25 protein-coding genes are annotated in these 24,501 nt (G+C 37.1%); 4 read left to right on the top strand and 21 right to left on the bottom strand.

The annotated features are described in order from the left end of the window. Nucleotides 1-9: 9 nt before the first annotated feature. The 5 genes from J0N78_RS03510 to J0N78_RS03530 form a co-directional block, all read right to left on the bottom strand. On the bottom strand, nt 10-1,059 hold the full coding sequence (locus tag J0N78_RS03510) for a C4-dicarboxylate TRAP transporter substrate-binding protein (RefSeq protein ID WP_247747095.1): 1,050 nt from the start codon (nt 1,057-1,059) through the stop codon (nt 10-12). Nucleotides 1,060-1,159: 100 nt separating this feature from the next. Further along, nucleotides 1,160-1,846, bottom strand: a complete 687-nt coding sequence (locus tag J0N78_RS03515) for a GntR family transcriptional regulator (protein WP_247747096.1) — start codon at nt 1,844-1,846, stop codon at nt 1,160-1,162. Nucleotides 1,847-3,077: 1,231 nt separating this feature from the next. After that, nucleotides 3,078-3,257, bottom strand: a complete 180-nt coding sequence (locus J0N78_RS03520) for a YvrJ family protein (RefSeq protein ID WP_209121641.1) — start codon at nt 3,255-3,257, stop codon at nt 3,078-3,080. Between the two features lie 247 nt (nt 3,258-3,504). Further along, nucleotides 3,505-3,720, bottom strand: a complete 216-nt coding sequence (locus J0N78_RS03525) for a DUF2922 domain-containing protein (RefSeq protein ID WP_209121642.1) — start codon at nt 3,718-3,720, stop codon at nt 3,505-3,507. Nucleotides 3,721-3,755: 35 nt separating this feature from the next. Then, nucleotides 3,756-3,962, bottom strand: coding sequence for a DUF1659 domain-containing protein (locus J0N78_RS03530; RefSeq protein ID WP_209121643.1), 207 nt, complete (start codon nt 3,960-3,962; stop codon nt 3,756-3,758). Nucleotides 3,963-4,153: 191 nt separating this feature from the next. Here J0N78_RS03530 and J0N78_RS03535 point away from each other — a divergent pair, with 191 nt between their 5' ends. Continuing rightward, entirely contained in the window at nt 4,154-5,002 is an 849-nt protein-coding gene (locus J0N78_RS03535) for a hypothetical protein (RefSeq protein WP_209121644.1), read from the top strand. A 31-nt stretch (nt 5,003-5,033) separates the two neighbouring features. Beyond that, complete coding sequence (locus tag J0N78_RS03540; RefSeq protein WP_209121645.1) at nt 5,034-5,522, top strand: NUDIX hydrolase; 489 nt, start codon at nt 5,034-5,036, stop codon at nt 5,520-5,522. Nucleotides 5,523-5,944: 422 nt separating this feature from the next. On the opposite strand, the gene J0N78_RS03545 is transcribed toward J0N78_RS03540, so the two are convergent. From J0N78_RS03545 to J0N78_RS03555, 3 genes are all read right to left on the bottom strand, one after another. Continuing rightward, complete coding sequence (locus J0N78_RS03545) at nt 5,945-6,100, bottom strand: Fur-regulated basic protein FbpA (RefSeq protein WP_209121646.1); 156 nt, start codon at nt 6,098-6,100, stop codon at nt 5,945-5,947. A 122-nt stretch (nt 6,101-6,222) separates the two neighbouring features. Then, nucleotides 6,223-6,912 (bottom strand): LrgB family protein, encoded by a 690-nt coding sequence (locus tag J0N78_RS03550; RefSeq protein WP_209121647.1) that lies wholly within the window; start codon nt 6,910-6,912, stop codon nt 6,223-6,225. 3 nt (nt 6,913-6,915) lie between these two features. After that, nucleotides 6,916-7,278 carry a CidA/LrgA family protein gene (locus J0N78_RS03555; RefSeq protein WP_307794893.1) on the bottom strand — a complete coding sequence of 121 codons (363 nt, stop codon included), beginning with the start codon at nt 7,276-7,278 and terminating at the stop codon, nt 6,916-6,918. Between the two features lie 442 nt (nt 7,279-7,720). On the opposite strand from J0N78_RS03555, the gene J0N78_RS03560 reads away from it, so the two are divergent. After that, nucleotides 7,721-8,698 (top strand): cation diffusion facilitator family transporter, encoded by a 978-nt coding sequence (locus tag J0N78_RS03560; protein WP_209121648.1) that lies wholly within the window; start codon nt 7,721-7,723, stop codon nt 8,696-8,698. Nucleotides 8,699-9,089: 391 nt separating this feature from the next. Here J0N78_RS03560 and J0N78_RS03565 read toward each other — a convergent pair whose 3' ends face one another. The 10 genes from J0N78_RS03565 to J0N78_RS26090 form a co-directional block, all read right to left on the bottom strand. Next, the gene (locus tag J0N78_RS03565; protein WP_209121649.1) at nt 9,090-10,160 is read right to left on the bottom strand and encodes an ABC transporter ATP-binding protein; all 1,071 of its coding nucleotides are present in this window, start codon (nt 10,158-10,160) and stop codon (nt 9,090-9,092) included. Then, entirely contained in the window at nt 10,157-11,890 is a 1,734-nt protein-coding gene (locus tag J0N78_RS03570) for an ABC transporter permease (protein WP_209121650.1), read from the bottom strand. The genes J0N78_RS03565 and J0N78_RS03570 overlap by 4 nt, the downstream gene beginning before the upstream one ends. A 21-nt stretch (nt 11,891-11,911) precedes the next feature. Further along, the gene (locus tag J0N78_RS03575; protein ID WP_209121651.1) at nt 11,912-12,952 is read right to left on the bottom strand and encodes an ABC transporter substrate-binding protein; all 1,041 of its coding nucleotides are present in this window, start codon (nt 12,950-12,952) and stop codon (nt 11,912-11,914) included. Between the two features lie 1,142 nt (nt 12,953-14,094). Beyond that, nucleotides 14,095-15,252: a poly-beta-1,6-N-acetyl-D-glucosamine biosynthesis protein PgaD gene (gene pgaD, locus J0N78_RS03580; RefSeq protein WP_209121652.1), complete on the bottom strand. Its 1,158-nt coding sequence runs from the start codon at nt 15,250-15,252 to the stop codon at nt 14,095-14,097. Next, nucleotides 15,249-16,472, bottom strand: a complete 1,224-nt coding sequence (gene pgaC, locus J0N78_RS03585) for a poly-beta-1,6-N-acetyl-D-glucosamine synthase (protein WP_209121653.1) — start codon at nt 16,470-16,472, stop codon at nt 15,249-15,251. The genes pgaD and pgaC overlap by 4 nt, the downstream gene beginning before the upstream one ends. A gap of 157 nt (nt 16,473-16,629) precedes the next feature. Further along, entirely contained in the window at nt 16,630-17,361 is a 732-nt protein-coding gene (locus tag J0N78_RS03590) for a transposase (protein ID WP_247747097.1), read from the bottom strand. A 59-nt stretch (nt 17,362-17,420) separates the two neighbouring features. After that, a complete protein-coding gene (locus J0N78_RS03595; protein WP_209121814.1) occupies nt 17,421-17,690 on the bottom strand; it encodes a magnesium chelatase subunit ChlI family protein in 270 nt (89 codons plus the stop codon). A 920-nt stretch (nt 17,691-18,610) separates the two neighbouring features. Next, the gene (locus J0N78_RS03600) at nt 18,611-19,639 is read right to left on the bottom strand and encodes an aminopeptidase (protein WP_209121655.1); all 1,029 of its coding nucleotides are present in this window, start codon (nt 19,637-19,639) and stop codon (nt 18,611-18,613) included. Nucleotides 19,640-19,687: 48 nt separating this feature from the next. Further along, nucleotides 19,688-21,160: a sodium:solute symporter family protein gene (locus tag J0N78_RS03605; RefSeq protein ID WP_209121656.1), complete on the bottom strand. Its 1,473-nt coding sequence runs from the start codon at nt 21,158-21,160 to the stop codon at nt 19,688-19,690. A gap of 27 nt (nt 21,161-21,187) precedes the next feature. Beyond that, nucleotides 21,188-21,316 carry a hypothetical protein gene (locus J0N78_RS26090; protein ID WP_280637169.1) on the bottom strand — a complete coding sequence of 43 codons (129 nt, stop codon included), beginning with the start codon at nt 21,314-21,316 and terminating at the stop codon, nt 21,188-21,190. Between the two features lie 151 nt (nt 21,317-21,467). On the opposite strand from J0N78_RS26090, the gene J0N78_RS03610 reads away from it, so the two are divergent. Continuing rightward, the gene (locus J0N78_RS03610) at nt 21,468-22,397 is read left to right on the top strand and encodes a LysR family transcriptional regulator (protein WP_247747124.1); all 930 of its coding nucleotides are present in this window, start codon (nt 21,468-21,470) and stop codon (nt 22,395-22,397) included. A 163-nt stretch (nt 22,398-22,560) separates the two neighbouring features. Here J0N78_RS03610 and J0N78_RS25660 read toward each other — a convergent pair whose 3' ends face one another. The 3 genes from J0N78_RS25660 to J0N78_RS03620 form a co-directional block, all read right to left on the bottom strand. Continuing rightward, nucleotides 22,561-22,665 carry a putative holin-like toxin gene (locus tag J0N78_RS25660; protein ID WP_307794894.1) on the bottom strand — a complete coding sequence of 35 codons (105 nt, stop codon included), beginning with the start codon at nt 22,663-22,665 and terminating at the stop codon, nt 22,561-22,563. Between the two features lie 219 nt (nt 22,666-22,884). Continuing rightward, nucleotides 22,885-23,316: a Zn-ribbon domain-containing OB-fold protein gene (locus J0N78_RS03615; RefSeq protein WP_209121657.1), complete on the bottom strand. Its 432-nt coding sequence runs from the start codon at nt 23,314-23,316 to the stop codon at nt 22,885-22,887. Between the two features lie 29 nt (nt 23,317-23,345). Continuing rightward, on the bottom strand, nt 23,346-24,500 hold the full coding sequence (locus tag J0N78_RS03620; RefSeq protein WP_209121658.1) for a thiolase family protein: 1,155 nt from the start codon (nt 24,498-24,500) through the stop codon (nt 23,346-23,348). Nucleotide 24,501 lies beyond the last annotated feature (1 nt).

Below are 24,501 nucleotides of genomic sequence, written 5' to 3' on the forward strand. Positions count from 1 at the left end.
TATCACTCTCTATTTTCCAAGAATACTATTAATCTCTTCACGAAGCTCTTGATACCCATCAAATTGCTCATAAACTACTTCAGTTGCTGCCTTAAATACTTCCACATCAACCTCATGTACTTCTACACCCTCATCGATCATCATTTGTTCAAAATCTGCTAACATTTCTTCCGTTTTATATGAAGCTTCTTCACCTGCTTTTAAAGCCTCTTCAAATATGATCGTTTTATACTCTTCTGGTAAGTTAGACATCCAGTTAGCACCAGCTACGATACCTGTTAACAATTGGAAATGTCTAGTTTTTGAAATATGATCGATCACTTCATACAGCTTCGCTCCATACGTAGCTGGATGTTGTGCCTCTGCCCCATCAATAACACCTTGTTGAATAGCTGGGTATACTTCTGCCCATGCCATACCTGTTGGGCTTGCTCCCATTGCCTTAATTGTTTCTAACCATATCGGTGCACCTGGAGTACGTAATTGAACACCTTTTAAATCTTCTGGTGTCTCAATTGGCTTATTTGTTAATAAATGACGTTCCCCTTGATACCAGTTAAATGACAAGATTTGTAAATTATGATCTTGAGCTAACTTTTCTTCCCAGCCTTTAAACAAATCAGACTGTGTAACTTGGTTTGCTTCGCTAAAATTGTCAACAATATAAGGCGCTGTCATGATTCCAATTTCCGGTACCATTTCCGCTAATCGTCCAGAGTCAACAAGTACAGCTACGTTTGCCCCAACCTTTGCTTGTTCAAGAATATCTTTATCCTCACCTAAGGAACCGCTTCCAAAAATCTCAATTTCTACTGCCCCATTCGTTCTCTCGGCTACACTATCTTTAAAAGCTTCTAAACCTTGGTAAATTGGATCTGTTTCAGCAAGGGCTGTACCTACTTTTAATGTATATACTTCACTGCTTTTTTCTTCGTTGTTAGCGTTTTCATCAGAGCCAGTTTCTTCTTGACTACCACCACTAGATTGTTGTCCACAAGCAGCTAACAAAAACATAACCAATACTAATAATAGAGATAATACATTTCTCTTCATTTTCATCTCAAGATCCCCCTAAAATAGATTATTTTTATATTTAAACGCAGTCATTACTGCATTCAAACCAGTATTAATAAAACGCTTACAAGTGAATTAAAAAATTTTATTTAAAGTATTTTCTATATTCACTTTTAAGACTCTCTTGTTCAAAGGTTAGTTTTTTCAAATGATCTTCCATTACCTTATCCGCTTTATCTGGATTTTTCTCTTTAATTGCTGAAATAATCTCTTCATGCTGAGATAAGATTAAATCCCAATTATAATTAGCAACTAGGCTTAGCATTCTTATGCGATTCAAGTGTGCATTCATTTGCTGAATCACTGTCCAAATCCGCTCTTTACCACAGCCCACCGTAATCGTATAATGGAACTCCTCATCTAATTCAAACAGCCTATTGAAATCCTTCTCTTTAACACAGAGCTTTTGCATGGCCAAATTCTGTTCTAATTTAAGAAGATTTTCAGCCGAAAAACTTTTACATGCTTCTCTCACGGCAGCTCGCTCTAGGTGTTCTCTTATAAATCTCGCTTCCTCAACATGCTGTAAATCAATGAGAGAAATAAAAGTTCCCCTTTGAGGATAAACCTCTAGTAGCTCTTCCTGGACTAACTTCACAAACGCTTCTCTAACAGGTGTTCTGCTAACCTGTAACAATTCTGAAATCTCTTTTTCTGATATGGTTTGTCCAGGTTCTAATTCCAGAGAGATTATGTTTTCTCTTAACACTTGATACACATGATCTCTTGTGGAATAATTCGTCACCTTCTTTTTCATATCCACATTTAGCATTAAAATGGTCCCCCTCTGCCTTGTATGTTACCATATTACCATATTAGTATACTTGTATGGTAGTTCTTTTTAAAATTTTTTTAACTTTTTCACTATTTTTATTAATTAGGTTAATTGCCCAGTTTCATAATACTAGTATCTAAGCCAAAGTTAAGCTTTCTAGTTATAAATACCAACCATGAAATATACTAAAAAAAGCACTATACCGCGGGTAATATACGAAAAACTTATCCAGACACGAGAAAGGCCTTCTTAATTTAAAAATCAACACAAATAACCCTCAATCTATTCTCACAGTTTAGAAGAGGGTCATTTTACTAACAGTGGGTATCCCTGTTATTTATCTTATTTTAGAATGGTAAAAGCACGTAATATTATGACTATAAGGTCTGTACTTAGTCAAAAGGCAAAATATTGGCCTGCGTGAAACAGCCTGTGAAACAAAATTTTTCGAGGAGTCACAGTGACGGAATCATGCAACTTTTAATATTTTTACCGAACCAATGTCTTCTGTAGAATAATGTAGTTCACCTTGTTTAATTAAAACTTATGCCAAAATAAAACAAGCATCTAAGTAAATTGATGCTTGAGCAAAGTCTATACCAATCATATACATAACTAACATATAATAAAAAATTGCCGAGTGCAGAATACACTCAGCCAAAGCAACTACATCCGCATGAAGAGCTATTGTACTGTTGAATTTAGTAGATTTCTTAACTAAAAAGTAACCTATACTAACCTTTGGACTAGCCCTGGATGGTTCCTTTTTTTATTTCTTTGAAGAATATTCTTATTAATATGTTACAGCAAAAACAGGATCCCACCTTTCAACCCTTAACAAACTTCGAGGCGTCACAGTGACCGGACTTTATTAAATAAATGTTTATTTAATTGAGAAATCGGACATATTCCACGAGATTACAGTGAACTAAAACACTAGTTTCAGTATGTTTCCATTGCATACAGGTCCAAGATATGCCGTTTTCACCGATTTTGTGCTGAAAACCCAGACTTCGCGTGATGAAAAATAGTTTTATTTTTAACTTTACAGCGTTTATTTTCAAGTTTGTACGATTTATTTTCAAGTTTATACGATTTATTTTCAACTTCTTCCTAAATATTTTCAACTTTCATCCATTTATCGATTTCTCGACAAACTCACCTATATTTCGACACCAAATCATAATAAAAACCATCTAGCACTAAGAAGGCTAAATGGTTTTCTCATTTATATACTACTTTTCTTTTGGTCTGTATTTCTATAGTATTGCAGCATTGCTAGGCTTTCTGGTAATCTTTGGATTGACTGGTTGACCATGTCTAGCTTTTTTTCTACTCGGTTCAATAAGTACAGGGTCACCACCACAGGAAAGCCAAATTCACTTAAAAGCGGTAGCCACGTTTCCATCGCTAAAGCCTCCTTTCTTCACAAGAAAAGCGCAAGCGCCCGTTCTGCGGCGTATGGGCTGGAGCCCACCGTATGAGATAAAGGAAACACCGCGAGAGTAATCGAGCCGATGTTGACTTATCGTAAGGAGGGGGAGCGAAGTCCACTAGACGCTGGGCGCTGTAGCTAGACATCCTCGAAATTTATGCTTTCTTATTCTTTGAAAAAGGAAGAGGCAAAACCTCCTCCTCTTCCATTCGATTTATCATTATAATGCAATCATTTCAACCGTGCGATCCACGACACGTGCGCTTTTTTTCAATACAAGGTTCCCACCAGCAGATGTAAACGCATTTTGTGTAATGATCGCATCCATCGCTGCACTAACCGCAGCTGGATCGACTGGGTAAACAGGGTTGTCCAGTGAAAGTGTTACTGTTTTAGTTTGCTCGTTTTCAAAAATGAGCTCTAGCTTTTTCGTCATCCTAAGCCCTCCTTTCCTTTATTTTTCATAAGATTTTAAGCTTCAAGAGAATACACATTATTGCGTTCAATCTTATACGGTGTCCAAGCCTGAAGTGGTGTTAACGCATCGGCTACAGCTTTCAACTGTTCGTCCGTTGCCGCTGTTTTAATGTTATTAAAGCTCTTCGTTTTTAAAATTGGCTCACCGATTTCGTTGACACCCGTTTCGAACACAATGACTAAGCGAGAGTTTGTAAGCATCTTGTCTCACCCCCTTTCACTTTGTATATATGGAGAAAGGGGTAAAAACGACGATGTTAAAGCACAGGGACGGTTCTTGTGCTTCTTCTTTCTCTATGCTTTAAATATTAAGTTAATAGAATGAAAAATTGAGGCGTGTGGGTTCTGGCCTCATTCCCTCTAATATTTCCGACAAACTTCGGGGAGTCACTGTGACGGTATCAAGATTCCATGGTAAAATTAGATTTGGAAATATTTTTTTAGGGAGTGAAATTATGTCAGGTTTTACAATGCCAACAGAAGCACAAGCAAAACAAAATCTAGCTTATTATTCTGAAATAGAAGCATCCGGTTTAAGAAAGAAATTTGCCCAACTATCATTTTTTCATGCGATAACCAATAATTTTGAGGATGAACTATTTGAGAGAGTAAGTGAAATTATAAATTCGAAAAAATTAATTTCGATTTCTAAGCAACCGAACCAGAAAGCTGCTTTGGCTGGAACACAAGATTATGATTATACTGCAAATCGACATAAATACATATACTTCTCATTAGGAACAAGCATCCATAGTAATGCTCCAAAGAACATTACATTTGAGTTCCCAAATAATACTTTTTCATATATGAAATATGATAATATTTTTTTCTGTAATGACTTCGCTGGTTATTTTGATTTAACTGATATAACAAGGTTTAACTATGCTTCTTATGCCGAATCCATTTTAACATTTTCTGATGGAATAAAGATCAATGCAGACTTGGTAGCAAAGGATATAATGTTAAAAAAACAAACTTTAGCCGATTTTGCCCTTTCACGAGGAAGAATTGATAATAAAGCTATCAAGTTAAAAGACGCCTCCTTAATCAACCCAGAGTTTGCAGTAAAACAAGATGTATCTATTGACGAAAAAGATGTAAAAATTCATCTAGTTGGTCTATCAGAGGAAACGGTTTGCAAAATTATAAACCTTGCTTCTGAAAAAATAAACTGTTTAATAACTTCTCATCCAGATAGACATACTTTTCAAGAATACCTTAAGTCGTTAGTCAACAAGTAATTGGAAGCAGGGAAGCACAAGAACCGTCCCTGTGCTTCTCCCCTGTGCTTCTCCAGACTTTACTAATGATAAAGATGCACCTATCGCTAATTCAATTAAACCTGCTGCTGCCGTTGCAATTCTTAATGAAAATGAAGAAATATTACTGGTACAGCGCCGAGATAGTGGGAAATGGACAATGCCTGGTGGGACATTAGATTTCGGTGAAGATTTAAAAACTTGTGCGATACGAGAAGTTCAAGAAGAGCTTGGCTACCAAGTCGAAATCACAGACATTATTGGGACCTATACTAATCCAAACACAGTCATTGCTTATTCGGATGGTGAAGTGCGTCAGGAATTTGCAATCGTATACAAAGGGACTATTAACAGTGGATTGCTTAAACTAGATAGTGAATCAACAGCCTACCAATGGATATCACTAAAGGAAGCAGCAAAATTATCTATGGCCGAATCACAAAAACAAAGAATAAACGATGTGATAGAATTTCAAAAACAAGGAACACGTGCTTTCAGGTAAATGGAAGCACGGGGACGGTTCTTGGATGAAGGTGAAAGCACACAGAGTGGAGCTCAGTCCCCCTTCCCGGAGACCTTTATCCAAAAGATCATTCAATCCTTCAAAGAACGGTCTACAAGTATAAGAAAAACGACATCAAAACAAGCTTCATCCAGTACTTTTACGGAACGATCGCTGGGAATTTAGCAGTGAAAAGCGAAAGATGCTACTGAGGAAAAGCCTTGGCGCAGTTGGTTAATGGGAGACTGACGTGGTAGTTATTCAAAGTATCAGTTTAACGAAGAAATATAGGTAGAATAACTATTCCAACGATAATGCAATGAGGGACTGACCCCCGATTCCAAAAATACTTACCCGCTAAGCCATTATTACTCAGCAGGTAAGTATTTCGACAAACTTCAAGGAATTACTATGTCACAGGATCAAGTTTTCAAAAACTTTTTAACCAATATTTCTAATTCTGTTAAAGTAAGTGAGTCAAGTTCTTTATAGGAAGAGTCAAAAACACCAGAATCAATGAGTTGTTGAATGTAATACTTTTTCATTTTTCCGACAGCCTCACGAAGTTGATTACTCATCGTGTACACCTCCATTCATTCTGGAGAATTTAGAACTCAGATCCTAAACGAAACGATTTATTATTGGTCATTTTTCTTTAAAGTCAACTTATTTTGGTTACGACTTCCTTTATTTACGATCTTCAAAAAAGTAAAAGTAGTAACGGTACAGAAATAGAGAGAAATAAAGCAGACGTCGTCATCGCTATACTCCCCATGGCTCCTTCCTCCTCTCCCCAAACAAGAGAACGATTAACCCCGAGCATTTGCGCGGATATCCCCATGGCCACCCCTCTTGCAGATTTACTTTTTATACCAAATTGTCTTAATAATTTCGGTCCAATAATTAAAGAAATAAACGCTGACATCAGTACATAGAAAACGGTCGTAGAAGTAAGCCCACCTAAATCACTTGATACCGTCAATGCGACCGGAAGAGTGACAGACCGAGGAATCAGTGAAGCAATCATCTGCTCCTCTAATTGGAATATTTGCGCTAACACTGATACAGCAAGTACGCCCATTGCCGTCCCGCAAATGACACCTACACAGATTTTTTTATAGTTTCTCTTTAATAAATTCCATTGTTTGTACAGTGGAACAGCTAACGAGACAACCGCAAGCTGCAACAGTTGATTAAATACGAAACTCCCTTGTTGATAAGTATCGACATTAATATGAAAACCTAGCAGAAATATTATTAGAAATACTGATGCAGTATATAATGGATGGAGCCAACCTTTTTTATATTTACGATAAAGTGTTAATCCGAAAAAGTAACAAATCAAGGTGAGAGCAACGCATAAGAGTACATTTCCCATGAAAGTCATCATTGTTTATTGCTCCTTCCTTTTTATTTTTTCATACCACTCCACAGCGAAGGCTGAACCTAACAAGCAGCAGATGCTACTCACAATTAATATGATTAAGACATTCCATTGCAAGATCTCTTGAAATTTGGAGGATATAAAGACACTAACAATGAATGGAATAAATAGCATGGTCAGGTGCCGCATCTGAAAGGAAGAGATTTGTTCAATCCATTCTATTTTTACAATGCCTGCCAATAAGGAAACGAAGAGTAGGATCATCCCAACGACACTGCCTGGTAATGGAACTTGAAAAATAAAAACAATCCCATAGCCTAAGAGCAGAAACCCAGAAATGCACAAAAGCTGAGGAAGCCAACTGAACCTCACGTTATCTTCCTCCTATTTGTTAATATTTGTTATTTTAAGTGTATCGTCTTCAAATATCCGTGTCAGCAAATATATGAGTAAATCTAACATGGTTTTTTAATTAATGGAGATTTTTTGCAGAAAATCTCACAAAATAAAGGTTATCTAATTTATGGAACTGGAGACCTGTAAAGTTCGCTTGAATATGTTGGGAACTTCAATAAGAAGGTTGGACTAAGTATTATACATTGTAAAATTTTACCTACACTAGAGGGTATGTGAATTGGGATTAAGAGTGGGGAACAGTCCCTGATTCCCACTACCATCCCATTAAATATTTAAACTTCGGGGAGTCACTGTGACAAATACATACCTTTTGATAAATAAGGAAAAATAAACCTAAATATCTAAATGATCAAGCTTTTGAGGTATTTAGATAAATCAAAAACACAAGGTGATCATTATGTCTTTTATAGAACTATTAAAAAAGGGAAATACGTCTTCGGGGATTGCGGCATTAGGCAATACTTTTTTGGCGATAGTTAAAGGGATTGCGGCTTTTATTAGTGGAAGTGGCGCGATGTTTGCCACAACCCTTCACTCTGTTGCGGATGCGACTAATCAGGGATTTGTCTATTTTGGTAGTGCATTAGCTGAAAAAGAGCCAACTAAACGATTTCCAGCTGGATTCGGAAGAGTTGTTAATCTATTTGTGTTAATCGCTGTTATCGTCATTTCCATCATGGCTTATGAAACCATACATAAAGGATGGGAACTGATCCAACACCCAAAGGCATCGACCAATCTCTGGTTAAATATTGGAATTTTACTTTTAGCTGTAGTCATTGATGGTTTGGTTTTAATTAAAGCAATGAAAGAAATACTTCACGAAACACGGGCTAAAGCTACTGGCTTATCATTAATACCTTCAGCTTTTAAAAATGTGAACCTCGCCTCACCACCAACAAGACTCGTTTTTTATGAAGACATTATCGCGACTTTTGGGGCATTGCTCGCTCTATTCTCAATTATCATCGCTAATTCGACAGGACTATACTACCTTGACGGAGTCGGAACGATGTTAATCGGTATTTTACTTATCATAATCGCTGTCAAAATTGGTTATGAAAATACCATCGGTTTGATTGGCGTTACCGCTCCTAAAGAAGTCGTGGATCGTGTCGCCTCTATTATTTTTTCTGACTCAGACGTTATAGATATTAAAAAATTACGTATATTACAAGAAGGACGTAGATACCATGTAGAAAGCTATTTGGAACTTAAAAAAGGACTTACCCTAGCCGATGCCGATGATATTAAATTCAGGGTGCGAGACTCCCTTTTAAATGATCCAGACATAGCTGATGTAACACTTGGTATTATCGAAGCAGATGATGTACAAAATTGGGTAATAGGTGAGCCAAATCAAGGGACTACTTAATATAGTAAAATAATTGGTTGTAGCGCAACAGTTATTGCTTCGTCTGTCGTCATTTTACCAACTCCCTTCTATCGGGAGTTGGTTCAACTGCCCTTTGCTTATTTGAGGTTGCTACGTCGATAATACAAAGGTACGTTCTTGTATCTAGTGTTTCTCTCTTTGAATAATGTGAATGTATTATTTTACTTTTTTACCTTAAAACATACGAAAACAGGGTCTGGATTCCCTACACACCCTAAACACTCATATTTCGCATATCCAATATCTCTTGTTCGACAACGCATTGCTTTTTCAACTAACTTATCCACAGATTAAGAATTTTATAATTGCCTATCCAACAAAAAACACCCGTCCAAGCTAACAATCTAGCTCAGACGGGTGCCGTGTACCATCATACAAAAGCTTTCGACAAATTTCGGGTAGCTGTGACGCCACCAAAATCAACTACTACCTTTTCATCGACATGATAGCGTTGAAAACAATTCGTATGGACAGTGATTAACTTTCCGTTGACATCAATCGAATAATGAATTTCTTTTCCTTGAAACATTACGTTCCGTACCGTTCCATGAAAACCCAAACCGTCTTTTTTTAAGACTAGCTGTTCAGGGCGAACAGGAAATAAACCTTGTTTTCTCATTTCAAGCGAAACATTTTTAGTTTCCCAAACGAGACTGTCTTCTCCTTCAGGTTTAAACCAATTTTGAGACCAGCTTCCCCGAAAGATGTTTGCTTTCCCTACAAACCTTGCAACAAACATCGTTTCAGGACTTAAATAGATTTCTTCAGGGCTACCTACCTGTTCGACCTTTCCTTCTCTCATTACAACAATTTTATCAGCCATCGCTAATGCTTCCCCTTGATCATGTGTAACATACACGATAGACGTCTTCGTTAAACGATGGATCGTTTGAATTTCTTTTCTTAAGTCCATCCTTAACTCTGCATCAAGACTACTAAGCGGTTCGTCCATTAATAATAACGCAGGTTGAGGTGCAAGTGCTCGAGCGATGGCCACCCGCTGTTTCTGCCCACCAGATAGTTCACTCGGCATACGATCGCCATAGCTAGAAAGACCGACGAGCTCAAGCATTTCTCGAACACGTTCTTCACTCTTTTTCTTTATCGTTTCAGACACATAACGATGATGTTGAATCGGAAATTTAATTTGTTCTTTTACTTTTAGATGCGGCCACAATGCAAATGATTGAAAGACCATGCCAATATTTCGTTTTTCCGGTGATAAAGTATGACTTGGGTTCGAAATCAATTCATTATTCATCATAATGTTGCCGGCAGACGGTTTTTCAAAGCCAGCAAGCAGTCGTAATAAAGTCGTTTTTCCGCAGCCCGAAGGACCTAAAATAGCAACGAACTCCCCCTTATTGATTGTCAGATCAATCGATGATAGAGCGGTCGTTTCTCCAAATTGTTTTGAAATACGTTGAACGACTGTACTCATATGCTTTTCACCTTCTTTTCAAAAATCTTTTGAAAGCCTAACAACAAAAGGGCTAGCCCTAACATCGTTGAAACAATTACAGTAGAAAATGCCGTAGAATAGGTTGTGTATCCCGCTTGCTCAAAGTTAAAAATCATTAAGCCAATCGTTTCTGAACCACTTGACCAAAGTAAGGCTGAAACCGTCAATTCCGTTAATGCTGTTAGCAATACTAGAAATGCCCCACTTAACAACCCTGGAAGTAAAAGGGGTAACATAATAAAGCGCCATTTGCTAAAACCATTAGCTCCTGAAACTTGTGCTGCTTCCTCCATCGACGGGGCAATTTGTGACATGGCGGTCATACTTCCCCGCACTTGTAAAATCATAAACCTCGTAATATAGGCGATCAATAAAATCCAAATACTTCCGTATATTCCTGGGTTCCAGCCTGCGATTGGCTCCATCCATGTTAAAATCATAGCAAGCGCTAATACGGTTCCTGGCAATGCATAAGGCAGACCAACAGAAAGTTCCATCCATTTACCGAAAATATTATTTTTTCGTAAACGATAATAGGCTATAGCTGTCCCAGCAATTAAACAAATGATCGATGTCCCTATCGCTAGCTTAATACTGTTGAATATGGTTGCTCTGATTTTGTCATTTTCAAGTAATACAAATTGATAATGATTTAAAGTAAGATTTTCGAAAGTAAAAGGAAGACCATAAGCTTTAATCAGTGACGAGCCAACCATCGAAAATAACGGAATAATACTAATGATAATAAGAACAGACCATAAGAATATCTCAACCCTTGTTCGATAACGCCCTAGAGTAAAACGAGGACTTGTATCTATTTCACTTGTATCTCCTTGCGTCGCACGCTTTAATAGCATCCATTGAAACAACGTTCCGAGTAAAGCAATGGCACCAAGAATTACTGAAAAAGTTGCCGCTCTTGCAAAGGCATTGGGTCCAAACCCAACAATCTCTTGATAAATAGCTGTACTTAACACGGTAATATTGGCAGGAATTCCAAGAAAAGCTGGAATTCCAAAGTTATCAAGATTAGCAAGAAACGCTAAGAAGCCGCCACTAGCAATGCCTGGTAAAGCAAGTGGAAGCGTCACCTTCTGAAAAGCTGTCCAATAACTTCCACCCGAAGCGCGAACAGCCCATTCTAATTCTCGTGGTATTCTCTTGATAATACTCATCGTTAATAAAAAAACTAATGGATAGTGCGATAATCCAAGAATAATAATCATGCCTGTGTAACTGTATAAATTTAGAGGCTCGACTTGACCTGGTAACAATGAAAGAACTTTTGCTAACATCCCGTTATTCCCCATAAACTGAGTCCATGATAACGTTACAATGTAAGAGGGGATGATAAATGGTAACATCACAAAAATGGTTAACATTTTTTTATAACGAATATCACTATAAGCTACTAACCACGCAAGTGAAACCCCTAAAAAAAGAGATAAGAGAGTCGATCCAGAGACGATGATAAACGTATTCGAGAGAATTTTTAAGGTTCTCGCTTCTTGCAGGATTAAAAAATAATTCGAGAAAATATGACCCTCTTCACCAGAAAAACTTAACAAAGTTAAGCGTACAATCGGCCAAAGAAAAAAAATAAAAACGAGCAGCAAAGTGATTCCGATCCAAATTTTATGATTTAGCTTAGTTGATAAGGAAAAGAAGGAAGACAAGTTTTCTCGTCTTCCTTGTAACGGGTTTAACATGTATCGTACACCTCAATTTAATTATTCACCAAGAATTTCAATGAAGCGTTGTTTATCTTCATCACGCGTTTTTAACAATTCTTGAATATCGTGCGAAACAACATTCATGTCTGTAATGGGTTTTAGCCCTTCTGGTGCAGCAACACCTTCACGGATGGGTGTGTATCCTAACTCAGAAGCTAATGTTTGTCCTTCTTCTGAAAGAACAAAATCAACAAATGCTTTTGCCGCAGCTTCATTTTTTGTATTTGATAAAATACCAATCGGTTCAGTAATAACAGGTACTCCTTCTTCAGGGTAGATTAAGTCGATCGGTGAACCTTCCGCTTTGGAACGAGCAACAATAAAATCAACGACCATACCATATGTCTTTTCTCCAGCTGCTACGGCCTTTAGTACCGCACCATTTCCTTGGACAACTGTCATATTGTTTTCACGAAGCTTTTCAAAAAATTCCCAACCAAAAGCATCCTGACGTGAAAGTACGCCTACATTATATGCAGCAGCTCCAGAATATAACGGACTTGGCATCATTCCTTCTCCATTAGCATCAGCATCCGTTAATACTTTCCAAGAAGTCGGAAGCTCACTGACCGCATTGGTATTTACCGCTAGTACAGTTGCCATAACCTTTGTCCCGACATACATGTAGTCATCATCTACAAACTCAGCTGGAATATGATCATGTTCTGGCGACTGATACGCTAGTAATAACTCTTGTTCTTTTAAGTTTTCGAATGTTACTGCATCTGCAACTAATAGAACATCGGCTTGAATATCACCCGCTTGTTTTTCTGCTTGAATTTTACTAATGACTTCTTCTGTTCCTGACCGGAATATTTCAACCGTTACGTCCGGATAATTTTCATTAAAAGCTTTCACTAATTCACCCGCATCACTATCTGGCTGTGACGTATAAAAATGGACGTTCCCCGAAATGTTCTCCTCAGCTTCAGCTGGTGTATTGGACGTTTCAATATTTTCAGTGGTTTCTGTACTACTCCCACATGCTCCTAAAGCGAGTGCTGATGCTGCTAAAATAGAATAAAAATAACGCTTCATGAATAAAGCTCCTCCTTCGACTTTTTCATCATTTTGTTGTGAAACCAACGTTCAAGCGTTCTCACATGCTTTTTATGACATACTTTTCCTTCCAGTGAGGTGACGGTAAAATACCCTCTCTTTCCTTTTTCTTACTTCCACTATACATGTCATTTATCAAGCTACCTTTAAGCCTCAATTTTGTTTTTGTAAAATTAATGTAAATAAGAAACAGGGAAAGCATGGGGACGGTTCTTGGGGAAAGCATGGGGACGGTTCTTGTGCTTCTCTCACTTTTTCTATACACTGGAAAGCATGGGGACGGTTCTTGTGCTTCTCTTACTTTTTCTATACACTAAATATAAGATTAGATGAGACATCCAAAATTCTAGCGGCTTGGCGTTGTGATACCCCATTAATTTTTTACCTTTTTACCTTCCGTAATATTTCGTTTCTTTTCAGTTTAGGTTAACACTTTACTTGTGCAATCTTAAATCGTAATACCATCAAGCAATTTCCGGGTTTCTACTCTGGCCTCTTCGTCTGATAACCTTCTATTTTTCATTTACTCTTTCTTCTAGACGCGTATCGTCACTTTTTCTTTAATTAAATTCTTTCAATTTTACTCTAGCAACCGTGAGATCGTCGGAAAACATCTTAAAATAAAATCAACATCTAGTATACCTACAGAATAAGTGAGGGTTTGTAACATAAAGATACAGGTAATTTGGAGACTTAGGGTAAAAATGAGACTTTGGGGTGACTGAATGTTGGTGGGGCAGTTTTTCGTTAACTAGAAGAAATGGAACACATATGGAGAAGAGTAATAAATCCTATTTAAGGATATTAAATGCTTTAAAGAGTTTTACAATTTCACATAGAAAGGAATGTGATGTCTAACAACTTGGATTTTTTTAATTCTTTCATATACTATTTTGCTAATATTTTCATCATTTTTTTGGACACACAAGATAATGCTAGTATCAAATGGAATAATGCTCATCAATACTCGCAGTAGAAGATAAGCTTGTCCAAGCTTCCTATTTTTTTTTAGGGGTTTCTTCTATAATTTTCATTCTTCTTCAATTCAATATTTTTGATTGGTTAAGAAGCACGAGAACCGTCCCCGTGCTTCTCCTGTCTATTCTAGAGTAGGGATAGACCTAATCCCCCATGCTTCCTTCTGCGGCAATTTCTTGCATGCCTATAAGCATTTCTTCACATACCAAAGCCATTATAGGCTGACTTAGTAGATCTCCTTGTGCATAATTACATTGATGTTGAATGAGAAAGTTTAGTTGCGCTTCATTCTCTATCCCTTCTGCGATGATATTAAGATCAAGACGATAGGCTAGTTCAATAATGGCTTCGGCAATCGCATTATCCTTACGACTGTTAAACAAACTCGCCGTAAATGATCGATCCATTTTTAAAGTGTTAATCGGCAGAGACTGTAAATATTTAAAAGAAAATAAGTCGCTACCAAAATTTGAAATTGCCAATTTAACACCTAAATTACTTAAATTATTTAAAATCATAGTCGACTGACTAATATTTCGAGTAATCGTTTGTTCTGTTATTTCCAATTCTAGGAACGATGGTTCTAACTCCGTTTGATTCAACACATTTTTAACAATCTCAATAAAGTTCGATTGATAAAACAAACTTTCTGGTATTTTTACTTTTACCTTAACAAAAGAAATCCCCATATCTATCCATAATTTATTTTGTTTACAAGCTTCAGATAAAACCCACTCCAATATGGATGTTATGCTACCTGCTTCCTCAGCAATGGGAATAAAATCCTCTGGATAAAGAACCCCACTTTTTGGATGTTTCCAACGAATAAGCGCTTCTACCCCTTCGATCCTCCCCGTTTTGATTTGAAATTGAGGTTGGTATTCTAAAAAGAATTGCGACAAATCTAATGCAGTTTGCAAATCTTCTTGTGTAAGTTTCTTTTCGACATCAATCCATTTTACCGTTTGAAAATGTTTGACTTCCTTTACCGAAACACCAAAAGCTTCCGACAACTCTTCTAAACTTACATCATTTGGAAATTCTCTCCTATTTAATTCACCATACTTTCTCTTGTTATAAACAGACCATAAAATAGTTAATGATATTACAATAAATAAAGAAATAAAAGATACAATTAATGCAAACAGGAAAAAAGTATCTTTGTTTACAGTAAAATAATTATTAGAAATAGGCGGAATTAAATACGTGAGAAATAAAATAAAAAGTAGCCAAACAAACATGGTAATCCCTAGCTCTATGAACTTAATAATTTTCCTTTGTTTTCCATCTATTATTCTCATCTTGGGAGCCCCCGATCTGGACTATCCCACGTTGCAAAATCTTGTTTATTCTTCGAAAGGATCTTAAAAGCTCTAGGTACCGCTGGAATTAATACAAGTACATTAACAATCCAATAAAATAATGGATACCAAGCAGCCCATATCACAAATTTCAAGCTAATTTTTTCATACTTACGGTCTAGATATAATGCAATTGTTAATTGCAACACCGCAATTAACGCTAAAAAAGAGCCATATAAAAATAGTGTCCGATTAAATTCGAAAATAAGGATATAAAGTAAATAGAATAACCAAAGAAAAGCCCAAAGGATGCTAAGTACTTGTTCTAAAAAGATAGGATATAGTCGTCTCTGTCGATAATCTTTAAAAATATTGACATGTCTAATGATGACCTCTATGCCACCCTGAGCCCAACGAATCCTCTGTTTCCATAAACCTTTTATTGTTTCTGGGACGAGCATCCAGCAGATAGCCCTTGGTTCATAACGAACATCCCAAAATCTTTTTTGCAGTTTCCACGTAATTCCAATATCGTCAGTTATTAAATCCTTGTCCCATAACCCTACATCCATAAGGGCTCTTTTTCGAAAAGCAACAATCACTCCTGAAACAGTCATCACTTTTCCGATCACACGTTGTGCACGTTTTATCATTCCAATAATCGAGGAATATTCAACAAATTGTATTTTAGCCAACAGGGAACTACGATTTCTAATCCGTGGATTCCCTGTCACAGCTCCAACTCGTTCACCATTTTTAGGTGTTATAAAATGAGGAACAATATATTGCAAGGCATCCGGGTCTAGAATCGCATCTGCGTCCATTGTCATAACAATTTCTCCTCTTGCTGCTAAAACCCCATAGGAAAGAGCGTTGGCTTTTCCTTGATTTTGTTTTAAATTAACAACACGGAGTTTTTCATACTTTTTACAAGAAAACCATAATAAAGACTCTGTCGAATCATTGCTATAATCATTAATGATAATGACTTCATAGTTAGGATAATTTAACGACATGAGCTCTTGGACGGTTTCTAAGATATTCTCATCTTCATTAAAACTAGGAATTAAAATGGAGACTAGAGGTGCCTGATCCTCCAATAGCAAAGGGGAGAGTTTCGATCTTTCCCTATTATAGTAAAAAATCAAACCTCCAATAATCCAAAAAAGACTCATAAATAATGGATATAAAAATAAAAAAAATGCTAATATATTCGTCATAAAAAACCCTTTTTTAAAATGTATTAACTAACTTCTCTACTAACTTTTAGTATACACGAAAATTGTCTGTTAAAAGTGAATTTTAAGATAATTTTTCGGTGGAAAGCACGGGGACGGTTCTTGGAAAGCACGGGGACGGTTCTTGTGCTTCCTGTTTCTATGCTTTAAATATAAGATTAGGTGAGACTCCTAAAATTCTAGCGGCTTGGCGTTGTGATACCCCATTAATTTTTTTTACGTTCTGCAATATTTCATTTCTTCTCTGTTTAGGTAAACTCTTTACTTGTGCTATCTCAATTCCATCAAGCAATTTTCTGATTTCTACCCTTGCCTCTTCGTCTGTTACCTTTCTTTTATCATTTCCTGTCTCTTCTAAACATGCATCCTTATTTTTTCTTTCATTAAATTCTTTAAATCTTACTTTAGCAACCGTGAGATCATCAGAAAACCTCTTTAAAATGAAATCAATGTCTAGTAATCCTACAGGGTAATTATTTTGTCCGTAATATTCAAGACAACTGCTCCACTTCCATTCATCAGGCCGATCAATGATCCCCGCTTTTACTGGATTTTGGTGGATATACCTTATGACTGTTAGTAAATAGCGATCCGTTTCTACATTCTCACTTTTGAACCTATCTTGAAAAAGGTGCCCTGTTGTGAAGTACTTCCAATTATAATAATAGGCGTAACTTATACCAATCCTCTTCATTGTATTCGAGATATCTTCCTCACCTTCTTTTACAAGCAAATGTACATGATTCCCCATTAAGCACCAACCATATACTTTCATCCCTGTTTTAATTTTATATTTTACAATCGTATCCATAAATTTTATGGAATCTTCCTCATCATGGAATATTTCCTGTCGATTCGCACCTCTCAACATGATATGATATATTCCACTTCTGCTCCTTACCCTAGCTCTTCGAGGCATCTCCATCACCACTAAGTATTTATTTTTTCATTATCATACTCATATGTAAATTCACCTGTTAAAATATCAGTGTACATTGTTGTAAAAGTAATATGATTCATTTTTCTAAGTAACAATGCTTCACCTAAAGCTTCATCCGAAATGGCATCTTCTCCCCTTAAATCAGCGATCGTCCTTGCTAATCGAATGATTTTAATTTGCACGCGATTACTAAGTCCTTGTTTTATTGATAGCCTTTGTAAATGGTGTTGCTGTGCAGCTTTCAGAAGGGGGTTAGCCAGTAATTCCTATAATTACGGTTTGGAAAACTCACCTAACTCATCAAGGAACAGACCCCCGCAATGGGCTATAGAAATTGAATAAACGATAGTGACTGTCTTCCTGCATGTATATCCATAACATCTTAAATGGTTGCAATATAAATGAGTTCTAAATTAGACATTTCCAACGTTGGAATGGTAGGATCATGTGGGAGAAAGAAAGAGCTTTTTAAGCCCCAGTCTTTTGGCTGCTAGAATCGCAGCATCATACCTTCAACAGCAAGAACGGTTCCATCTAATGATAGAGTTCCGATGAAACCCTTCAATCACCTGTACTTCCACCTGAACTCAGTAACCTCCCAGGCCTTTTAAACCAATAGTAGTTACCTTGCTGACATTTTTCTGCTTCCTCCAATACCGGTTATTTAATAGTTTTTCTAAAATTTTCCTAATGTGGATTTTTTAAAGTTATAAAATAGGAGTTTAATTTACATTGTCTTTACTGAGGATTTCAAACATAATGTTGCGGGTAAATTGGTAACTTTCATGGATTCTTGGGGGAAATATGAGACTATAAGCTGAAGTGTTGATTAAGAAACATTTTCATTAATCAGAAGGAACGTAGCACATATTGAGAGGGAGGGTATACCCTATTTAAGGATAAAGGAGGCTATAAGGAGTCTTACATTTTTCCAATGGACAAGAATGTGGTGACTAACACCTTTGATTTTGTTAGAACTATCATATACTATTATGCTAATATTTTCATCATTTTTGTTTAACATACAATGATCATACTGGTACTAAAGAATAATTTTCATAAATACCTTACAGTGGGAGGTCAGGTAATTCAAGCTTCCTATTTTTCTATTTCTTTTTGTGGTTTAAAAGAAGCATGAGAACCGTCCCCATGCTTCCCCCTTCCCCATGCTTCCCCCTACTTACTTCACGTAATAACCTGAAAGTTGCGGAAGGTCTTTTGAAACAATTCGACCTTCTTCAAAAATAGTTTTTCCGTCAAGCTTAATGGTTGGATACCAGAAAATGTTATCAAAATGGCCATTACAAGTGATTGTACCTCCCATGGTTGATTCATTATTTCCATGTCCAACATGAGCAGTCCCAAAGATTGATTCATCTTCAATAAATTGACCTCTTAAACGAGCCTTAGGATTAAGGCCTATTCCCAATTCTGCAACTTGATAAATATCGTCATCTGCGACATCATCTAGTCGCATCTGTAATGCAGCAGCCTCTTTACCACCTTCCACACTCACAATACGACCATCTTCAACAGTTAGATAGATAGGATCATTAACTGCACCTACTGCAGAATGGGCTGCATCGACTACAATCTTCCCTTGAGTGGTTCCTTCAATTGGCGCGATATTTGCTTCAACACAAGGAGGGGCAGCAAAATTATCATTATATTCTTCCTGGCCTTTATGTAGCCAGCCATGTTCAAGGTCAATATTATAACGGCTTTCAAGGTTAAACCAAAGTTCCGTACCAGCTTTTGTTGTCACCTCAGCTTCTTTTGCCTCTGTTAACATTTGGTTCACAGTCATGACTGTTTCTTTCAAATCACCATATGGGGTCTCAACCATTGTTCTGGCAAACAACTCATCATCTGCCGAAGGTATTGTATAACATCTAACTCCTTGCCTGCTTGCATCACGTCTAGCTGTACAATGACTCATTGACCATACAGTTGGCATAAAGACAACATCAACTTTTTTCATTGCTTCTGCCACGGCCTTTGACGGATTTTGTCCATGTAATCTACCATACAAAGGCATCACGATAATATCAACATATTTCGTAATTGATAGTGACGCTGACATGATAGCCTCAGCAAACTTTATGCTAGCCGTATCAGTGACAATTAAAACATCTTCTCCAGCTTCAAGTTTTGCAGATTCAGTTACTAAACGATATGCACCTTTAAAAATATCCGGTCTAATTTCCATATTATTTCCAACCCTTTCAATTTGAATTAAATTTTATAGTATAAAGTATCATGATACTTTATTCTTTATTGATTTTACTGTTGAGCTCTGTAAGCGATCGTACATCGCTATTGTCTTTTCGGAAGGTTCTGTTAATTTACTTACTACTATAATTAGTATCAATGTAATAAGCAGAGTCGGAATGATTGGATCTATATTGGTTGTTATTAAACCTGACCAAGTACCTAATCGCCAAAGGATAGCAATTGATGCACCTGCAATAATCCCACTCCAAGCGCCCTGCTTCGTCATACCTTTATAGTACATGCTTAATAGAATGACCACCCCTCCAGCACTTCCTGCAATCGCATAGGCGATATTCATCATTTCAATGATATAACCAGGTCGCCATATACCGATTGGAATTGCTAGTACAGAAAGGAGAAAAATTAACGTCTTCGAACAGAATAAAACATTTTTCTCAGATGCTTGCGGATTAATGATAGTTTGATAGATATCTCGTGTTAAACTAGTGGCTGCAGTCAATAACCACGTATTCACAGAAGATAAAATACCTACAAATATTGCCGCCATTCCAAGCCCAATAATAATCGAAGGCGCAAGGTCATATAAGGAAACCATCCAGATCGTTTCTGTGTCAGTAAGTGAAGGATAAAGAACCTTCGCTGCTGTTGCAATCATGAAAATAAAAATCCAAAACGGCAGGTAGAGAACAGAGATACCGATCCCAGCTTTCACAATTTCACGTTCGTTTTCCGCAGTGTAGAAACGAGTTAAGAATCCAGGGTGACCTAAGTAACCGAGGCTCCAAATGATTAACCATGAAAGAGCCGCAGTAAAGCCAACATTGCTTGTATTTGTAAAAAAGTCAGGCTGCTGCACTTGAACTGTAGATACAATTGCACCCCAGCCGCCAGCGGCATTCATAATTATCGGGAAACCGATCACTGTGACAATTAACAGGATAAACATCGCAATAAAGTCACTGTTTAATACAGCAACCATCCCACCAAAGATCGTTAATACAATCGTAATGAGACCGATTAGAAAAATACTCGTCGCATAATTCAAACCAAACATGTTTTCAAATAACAATCCACCCTGAACATAAAGAGTTCCCATTAAAATAACCATCCATATAGAAACTAGTAAGGAGAAGACAGGTTTTAATAAAGGACTGTCAAATCGTTCAGCCAAATACTCTGGTATCGTGAACATTCCGAATCTCCTGAGTTTTGGTCCTACAAAGAAACACATGATAAAGAATCCCCAAGAGCATCCTAATAATATCCAAAAGACAGAAGCGCCCAGATTGTAAAAGTAAGCTTGCATCCCAAAGAAGGCCGCACCACTTATAGTTGACGCCATTAGTGAGCCTAGAATTAAATACCACTTTGCTTTTCTTTCAGCAAGGAAAAACGAGTTCGCATTTTTTATTTTCAGATAAGCTATGAGGGATACCGCTATTACTAAGGCTATAACAGCGAAAAAAGCGGTCAACACCACGATATCGTTATTCATTTTTTATCACCACCTTTTTCCAATTAATTATACATCTTCAGGTTTCTCCCAAGGATACCTTTCGTTCTTTAACCAATACGTGCCTAAAATAATTGCTGCTATGATATTAATCAGGCCAACTAGCACAATAACAAACATATCACCTAACCATCCCATTGATAACACCTCCCCTTCAATCGATATAAATGTTACGAGAAAATTCTTACAAATTTGAATTTTAATTATTTTTAGTATACATTAACAATTTAAATATGTATAATATATATATTATTGCCTTTTTATATTTTCAAAGTATTAATGAGTGTCAATGAAAGGAGTGGTAGACATCGAGATTCGTCAATTAAAATATTTTATTGCTGTAGCTGAGGAGCTACATTTTAGTAATGCAGCAAAGCGTTTGAATATGGCCCAACCGCCGCTTAGCCAGCAAATTAAAAACCTTGAAATCGAAATTGGAGTACCACTTTTGCAACGCACAAAAAGACATGTTGAACTTACAGAGGCAGGGGAGGCTTTTTTAAAGAGAGCGTACGCCATTGTAAATAGCTTGGATTTTGCCAAGGAAGAAGCTACAAGAGTTCATAACGGGGAGTATGGACAATTAATCGTCGGATTTACTGGTTCAGTTACTTATGATTTACTACCAAACATCATTTGTTCATATCAAGAAAGACATCCGAATGTCAACATCGTTCTTAAACAATTAACATTAACAGAACAAATTAAAGCTTTACATAATAAAAAAATCCATGTTGGTATACTCGTTTCTCCTATTGATTCTTCGTTTTTAAAAATCGAAGAATTGCGCAAAGAAACCTTCGTTGCTGTTTTGCCAAAGACACATCCGCTTGCAAACAGCCGAAAAAAAATTGATGCCGAAAACTTATCCAAATATCCTTTCATTGTTACACCACGAAAAATAGGCCCAGCTTTCTATGATGCAACTATTAGTTACTTTCATCGCTCTGGCTTTAGTCCAACAATTTCACAAGAGGCTCATGAATTACACACAATAGTCTCACTGGTATCCTTTGGAATGGGAGTTGCGTTATTACCCTCATCTATAATAAAAACGATTAATCACCCAGGGATAGTTTTTAAAGAATTAAAAAACAGCTTTACCATTGATATTTCTTGTGCATATCACGAGAAGGCTGCCACCCCCCAACTAGATTCCTTCCTAACAGTAGTAAGGGACATATATAGGGATGGTTCTATCTTGCAACAACCTACTTAAACCATGTATAATTAAGTGAGATAAATTGTCTAATAAAAAGAGACCGAGCGCTGCGAATGCTCAGTCGGTAGCAACTACATGCCGCATGAAGAGCGGCTGACATGAAATTTAAGTATACTTAGAAAAAGTAACTACCTTACTCTTTGGTCGGAGCGGAGGGCAGTTACTTTTTCTTTTTGTTGGCGACAAGTGCAATAATTGCTACAAACAATGGAACAATGAATGTTCCGAATTGAAAGACCAAATTCATTGCTTCGTATGTCACCACGCTTAGCACCCCCTTTCTTACTAGGGAGTGCCAACCGCCCTTCCGCTTTTGAAGTTGCTATACTGACTATAGCGAAAATACGTTCGTGTTTATGTTATATTATTATCATCAAGACTTTAATTATGATAGTGGCAACTACTATTTTTGCTAAACTGATCACTAATACCATTCATTTTACACTTAACTACTTTAGCACTTTACTCTTTAGCAGAGTGGCGGTCAGACCCCACTAGCCCGATTGGTTAATGAAGCACGAGAACCGTCCCCGTGCTTCTTGAATTTTGGCAATTTTAAACTTTCATCTACTTCCTCAAAAACTACTTCAACTTGGTCACCGATCTTAATTTTATCATCCACAATAGTACTCATCATCCTTACACCTTCTTTTAACTCTATTAAAGCTAATGTATAAGGAACATCTTCCACAAATGCTTTGGATGGTGCTCTTCGAATGACAGTATAGGTGTAGACCTTACCTCTTCCTTCTGATTCAATCCAATCTAAGTCCTGGCTGTGACACTCTATACAAAAGAATCTTGGGTAAAATTGAATGTTATTACATGTTGTACACTTTTGGAGCATTAATTTTTCATTCTTTGTTGCATTCCAATACTCTTTACTTTCATCCGTTATTCTTGGTAATGGCTTCATTTAATTCACACCCTTACAATTGTTTTATCTTAATCTCTCGCTAAAATTAGCGTTCCGTGTGCTGACATGACGCCACCATTAGAATGGACACAGGCCAATTTTGCATTCTCTACCTGTCTATTATCAGCTTGGTGTCTTAACTGTCTAACTGCCTCAGTAATATGGAAGAGCGATGAACCACCACCAGAATGTCCGTGGGATAATAGACCACCATGCGTATTAATAGGTAAACCTTCCCCTAGTTTAATTCCCTTTTCTTGTACAAACGAACTGCTAGTTCCTTTTTCGCAAAAACCTAAATCCTCTAATTCCATAAGAACCGTAATTGTAAAGCAGTCATATAACATAGCTACATCAATTTCACTTGGTGTAATGCCAGCCATCCCAAACGCTCTTTCACCCGACTGCTTGGCCCCGCTCGATGTTAAGTCGCTAGAAGACGTTACATATTCATGTGTATAACCTTCACCATAGCCAATGACATGGACGGGGTGTTGCCTTAAAGATTTTGCTCTTTCTGCACTGGTAATAATGAGAGCTCCAGCTCCATTGGAGACTGGGGAACAATCTAACATATGCAGAGGATCTGCAATCATTTTAGAATTTAAGACGTCGTCTTCACTTATAACTTCCTGAAATTGTGCAAGTGGATTTAGAGAAGCATGGTATCTCATAGCTACAGCCACTTTCGCTAAATCACGTTCCGTTGTACCGTATAATTCCATATGCCGTTTAGCAATAAGAGAATATAAACCAGGAACTAATGTGCCATATGGTGCTTCAAAATCAGGATGGCTGACACTTGATAAAAGTTCAATCGCTTTATTTCTACCCAGTTGATTATTTCTACTTTCGCCTCCTACTAGAAGAACAGTCTCACAAGCACCACTATTAATGGCGTGAATCGCATTTTCTACCATCATAGCGCCTACAGCTCCACCAATAGAAGGAGCAAGAGTATACTTTGGATAGATGTTCATATAATCACAGAATGTCACACTCGGCATAATAAAACCATCTGATAAACTCGGAGCAACAATAACGCCATCAATTTCCGACATTGAAATGCCTGCATCTTTTACCGCATTTAAGGCAGCTTCACCTTGTAACTCTAGTGTTGTTTTACACGACACCTTCTCCATCTTAGTTTCACCAAGACCGACAATCGAAGCTTGAATACTCATA

The organism is Alkalihalobacillus sp. BA299 (assembly GCF_017745675.1).
Classification (GTDB): Bacteria; Bacillota; Bacilli; order Bacillales; family Bacillaceae_F; genus Alkalihalobacterium.

What these genes read in the sequence shown, in the direction of transcription:
- J0N78_RS03510 (WP_247747095.1), bottom strand. Translation starts at nt 1,059, where the DNA reads ATGAAAATGAAGAGAAATGTATTATCTCTATTATTAGTATTGGTTATG.
- J0N78_RS03515 (WP_247747096.1), bottom strand. Translation starts at nt 1,846, where the DNA reads ATGCTAAATGTGGATATGAAAAAGAAGGTGACGAATTATTCCACAAGA.
- J0N78_RS03520 (WP_209121641.1), bottom strand. Translation starts at nt 3,257, where the DNA reads ATGGAAACGTGGCTACCGCTTTTAAGTGAATTTGGCTTTCCTGTGGTG.
- J0N78_RS03525 (WP_209121642.1), bottom strand. Translation starts at nt 3,720, where the DNA reads ATGACGAAAAAGCTAGAGCTCATTTTTGAAAACGAGCAAACTAAAACA.
- J0N78_RS03530 (WP_209121643.1), bottom strand. Translation starts at nt 3,962, where the DNA reads ATGCTTACAAACTCTCGCTTAGTCATTGTGTTCGAAACGGGTGTCAAC.
- J0N78_RS03545 (WP_209121646.1), bottom strand. Translation starts at nt 6,100, where the DNA reads ATGAGTAATCAACTTCGTGAGGCTGTCGGAAAAATGAAAAAGTATTAC.
- J0N78_RS03550 (WP_209121647.1), bottom strand. Translation starts at nt 6,912, where the DNA reads ATGATGACTTTCATGGGAAATGTACTCTTATGCGTTGCTCTCACCTTG.
- J0N78_RS03560 (WP_209121648.1), top strand. Translation starts at nt 7,721, where the DNA reads ATGTCTTTTATAGAACTATTAAAAAAGGGAAATACGTCTTCGGGGATT.
- J0N78_RS03565 (WP_209121649.1), bottom strand. Translation starts at nt 10,160, where the DNA reads ATGAGTACAGTCGTTCAACGTATTTCAAAACAATTTGGAGAAACGACC.
- J0N78_RS03570 (WP_209121650.1), bottom strand. Translation starts at nt 11,890, where the DNA reads ATGTTAAACCCGTTACAAGGAAGACGAGAAAACTTGTCTTCCTTCTTT.
- J0N78_RS03575 (WP_209121651.1), bottom strand. Translation starts at nt 12,952, where the DNA reads ATGAAGCGTTATTTTTATTCTATTTTAGCAGCATCAGCACTCGCTTTA.
- pgaD (WP_209121652.1), bottom strand. Translation starts at nt 15,252, where the DNA reads ATGAGAATAATAGATGGAAAACAAAGGAAAATTATTAAGTTCATAGAG.
- pgaC (WP_209121653.1), bottom strand. Translation starts at nt 16,472, where the DNA reads ATGACGAATATATTAGCATTTTTTTTATTTTTATATCCATTATTTATG.
- J0N78_RS03590 (WP_247747097.1), bottom strand. Translation starts at nt 17,361, where the DNA reads ATGTTGAGAGGTGCGAATCGACAGGAAATATTCCATGATGAGGAAGAT.
- J0N78_RS03600 (WP_209121655.1), bottom strand. Translation starts at nt 19,639, where the DNA reads ATGGAAATTAGACCGGATATTTTTAAAGGTGCATATCGTTTAGTAACT.
- J0N78_RS03605 (WP_209121656.1), bottom strand. Translation starts at nt 21,160, where the DNA reads ATGAATAACGATATCGTGGTGTTGACCGCTTTTTTCGCTGTTATAGCC.
- J0N78_RS26090 (WP_280637169.1), bottom strand. Translation starts at nt 21,316, where the DNA reads ATGGGATGGTTAGGTGATATGTTTGTTATTGTGCTAGTTGGCCTGATT.
- J0N78_RS03610 (WP_247747124.1), top strand. Translation starts at nt 21,468, where the DNA reads ATGAAAGGAGTGGTAGACATCGAGATTCGTCAATTAAAATATTTTATT.
- J0N78_RS03615 (WP_209121657.1), bottom strand. Translation starts at nt 23,316, where the DNA reads ATGAAGCCATTACCAAGAATAACGGATGAAAGTAAAGAGTATTGGAAT.
- J0N78_RS03620 (WP_209121658.1), bottom strand. Translation starts at nt 24,500, where the DNA reads ATGAGTATTCAAGCTTCGATTGTCGGTCTTGGTGAAACTAAGATGGAG.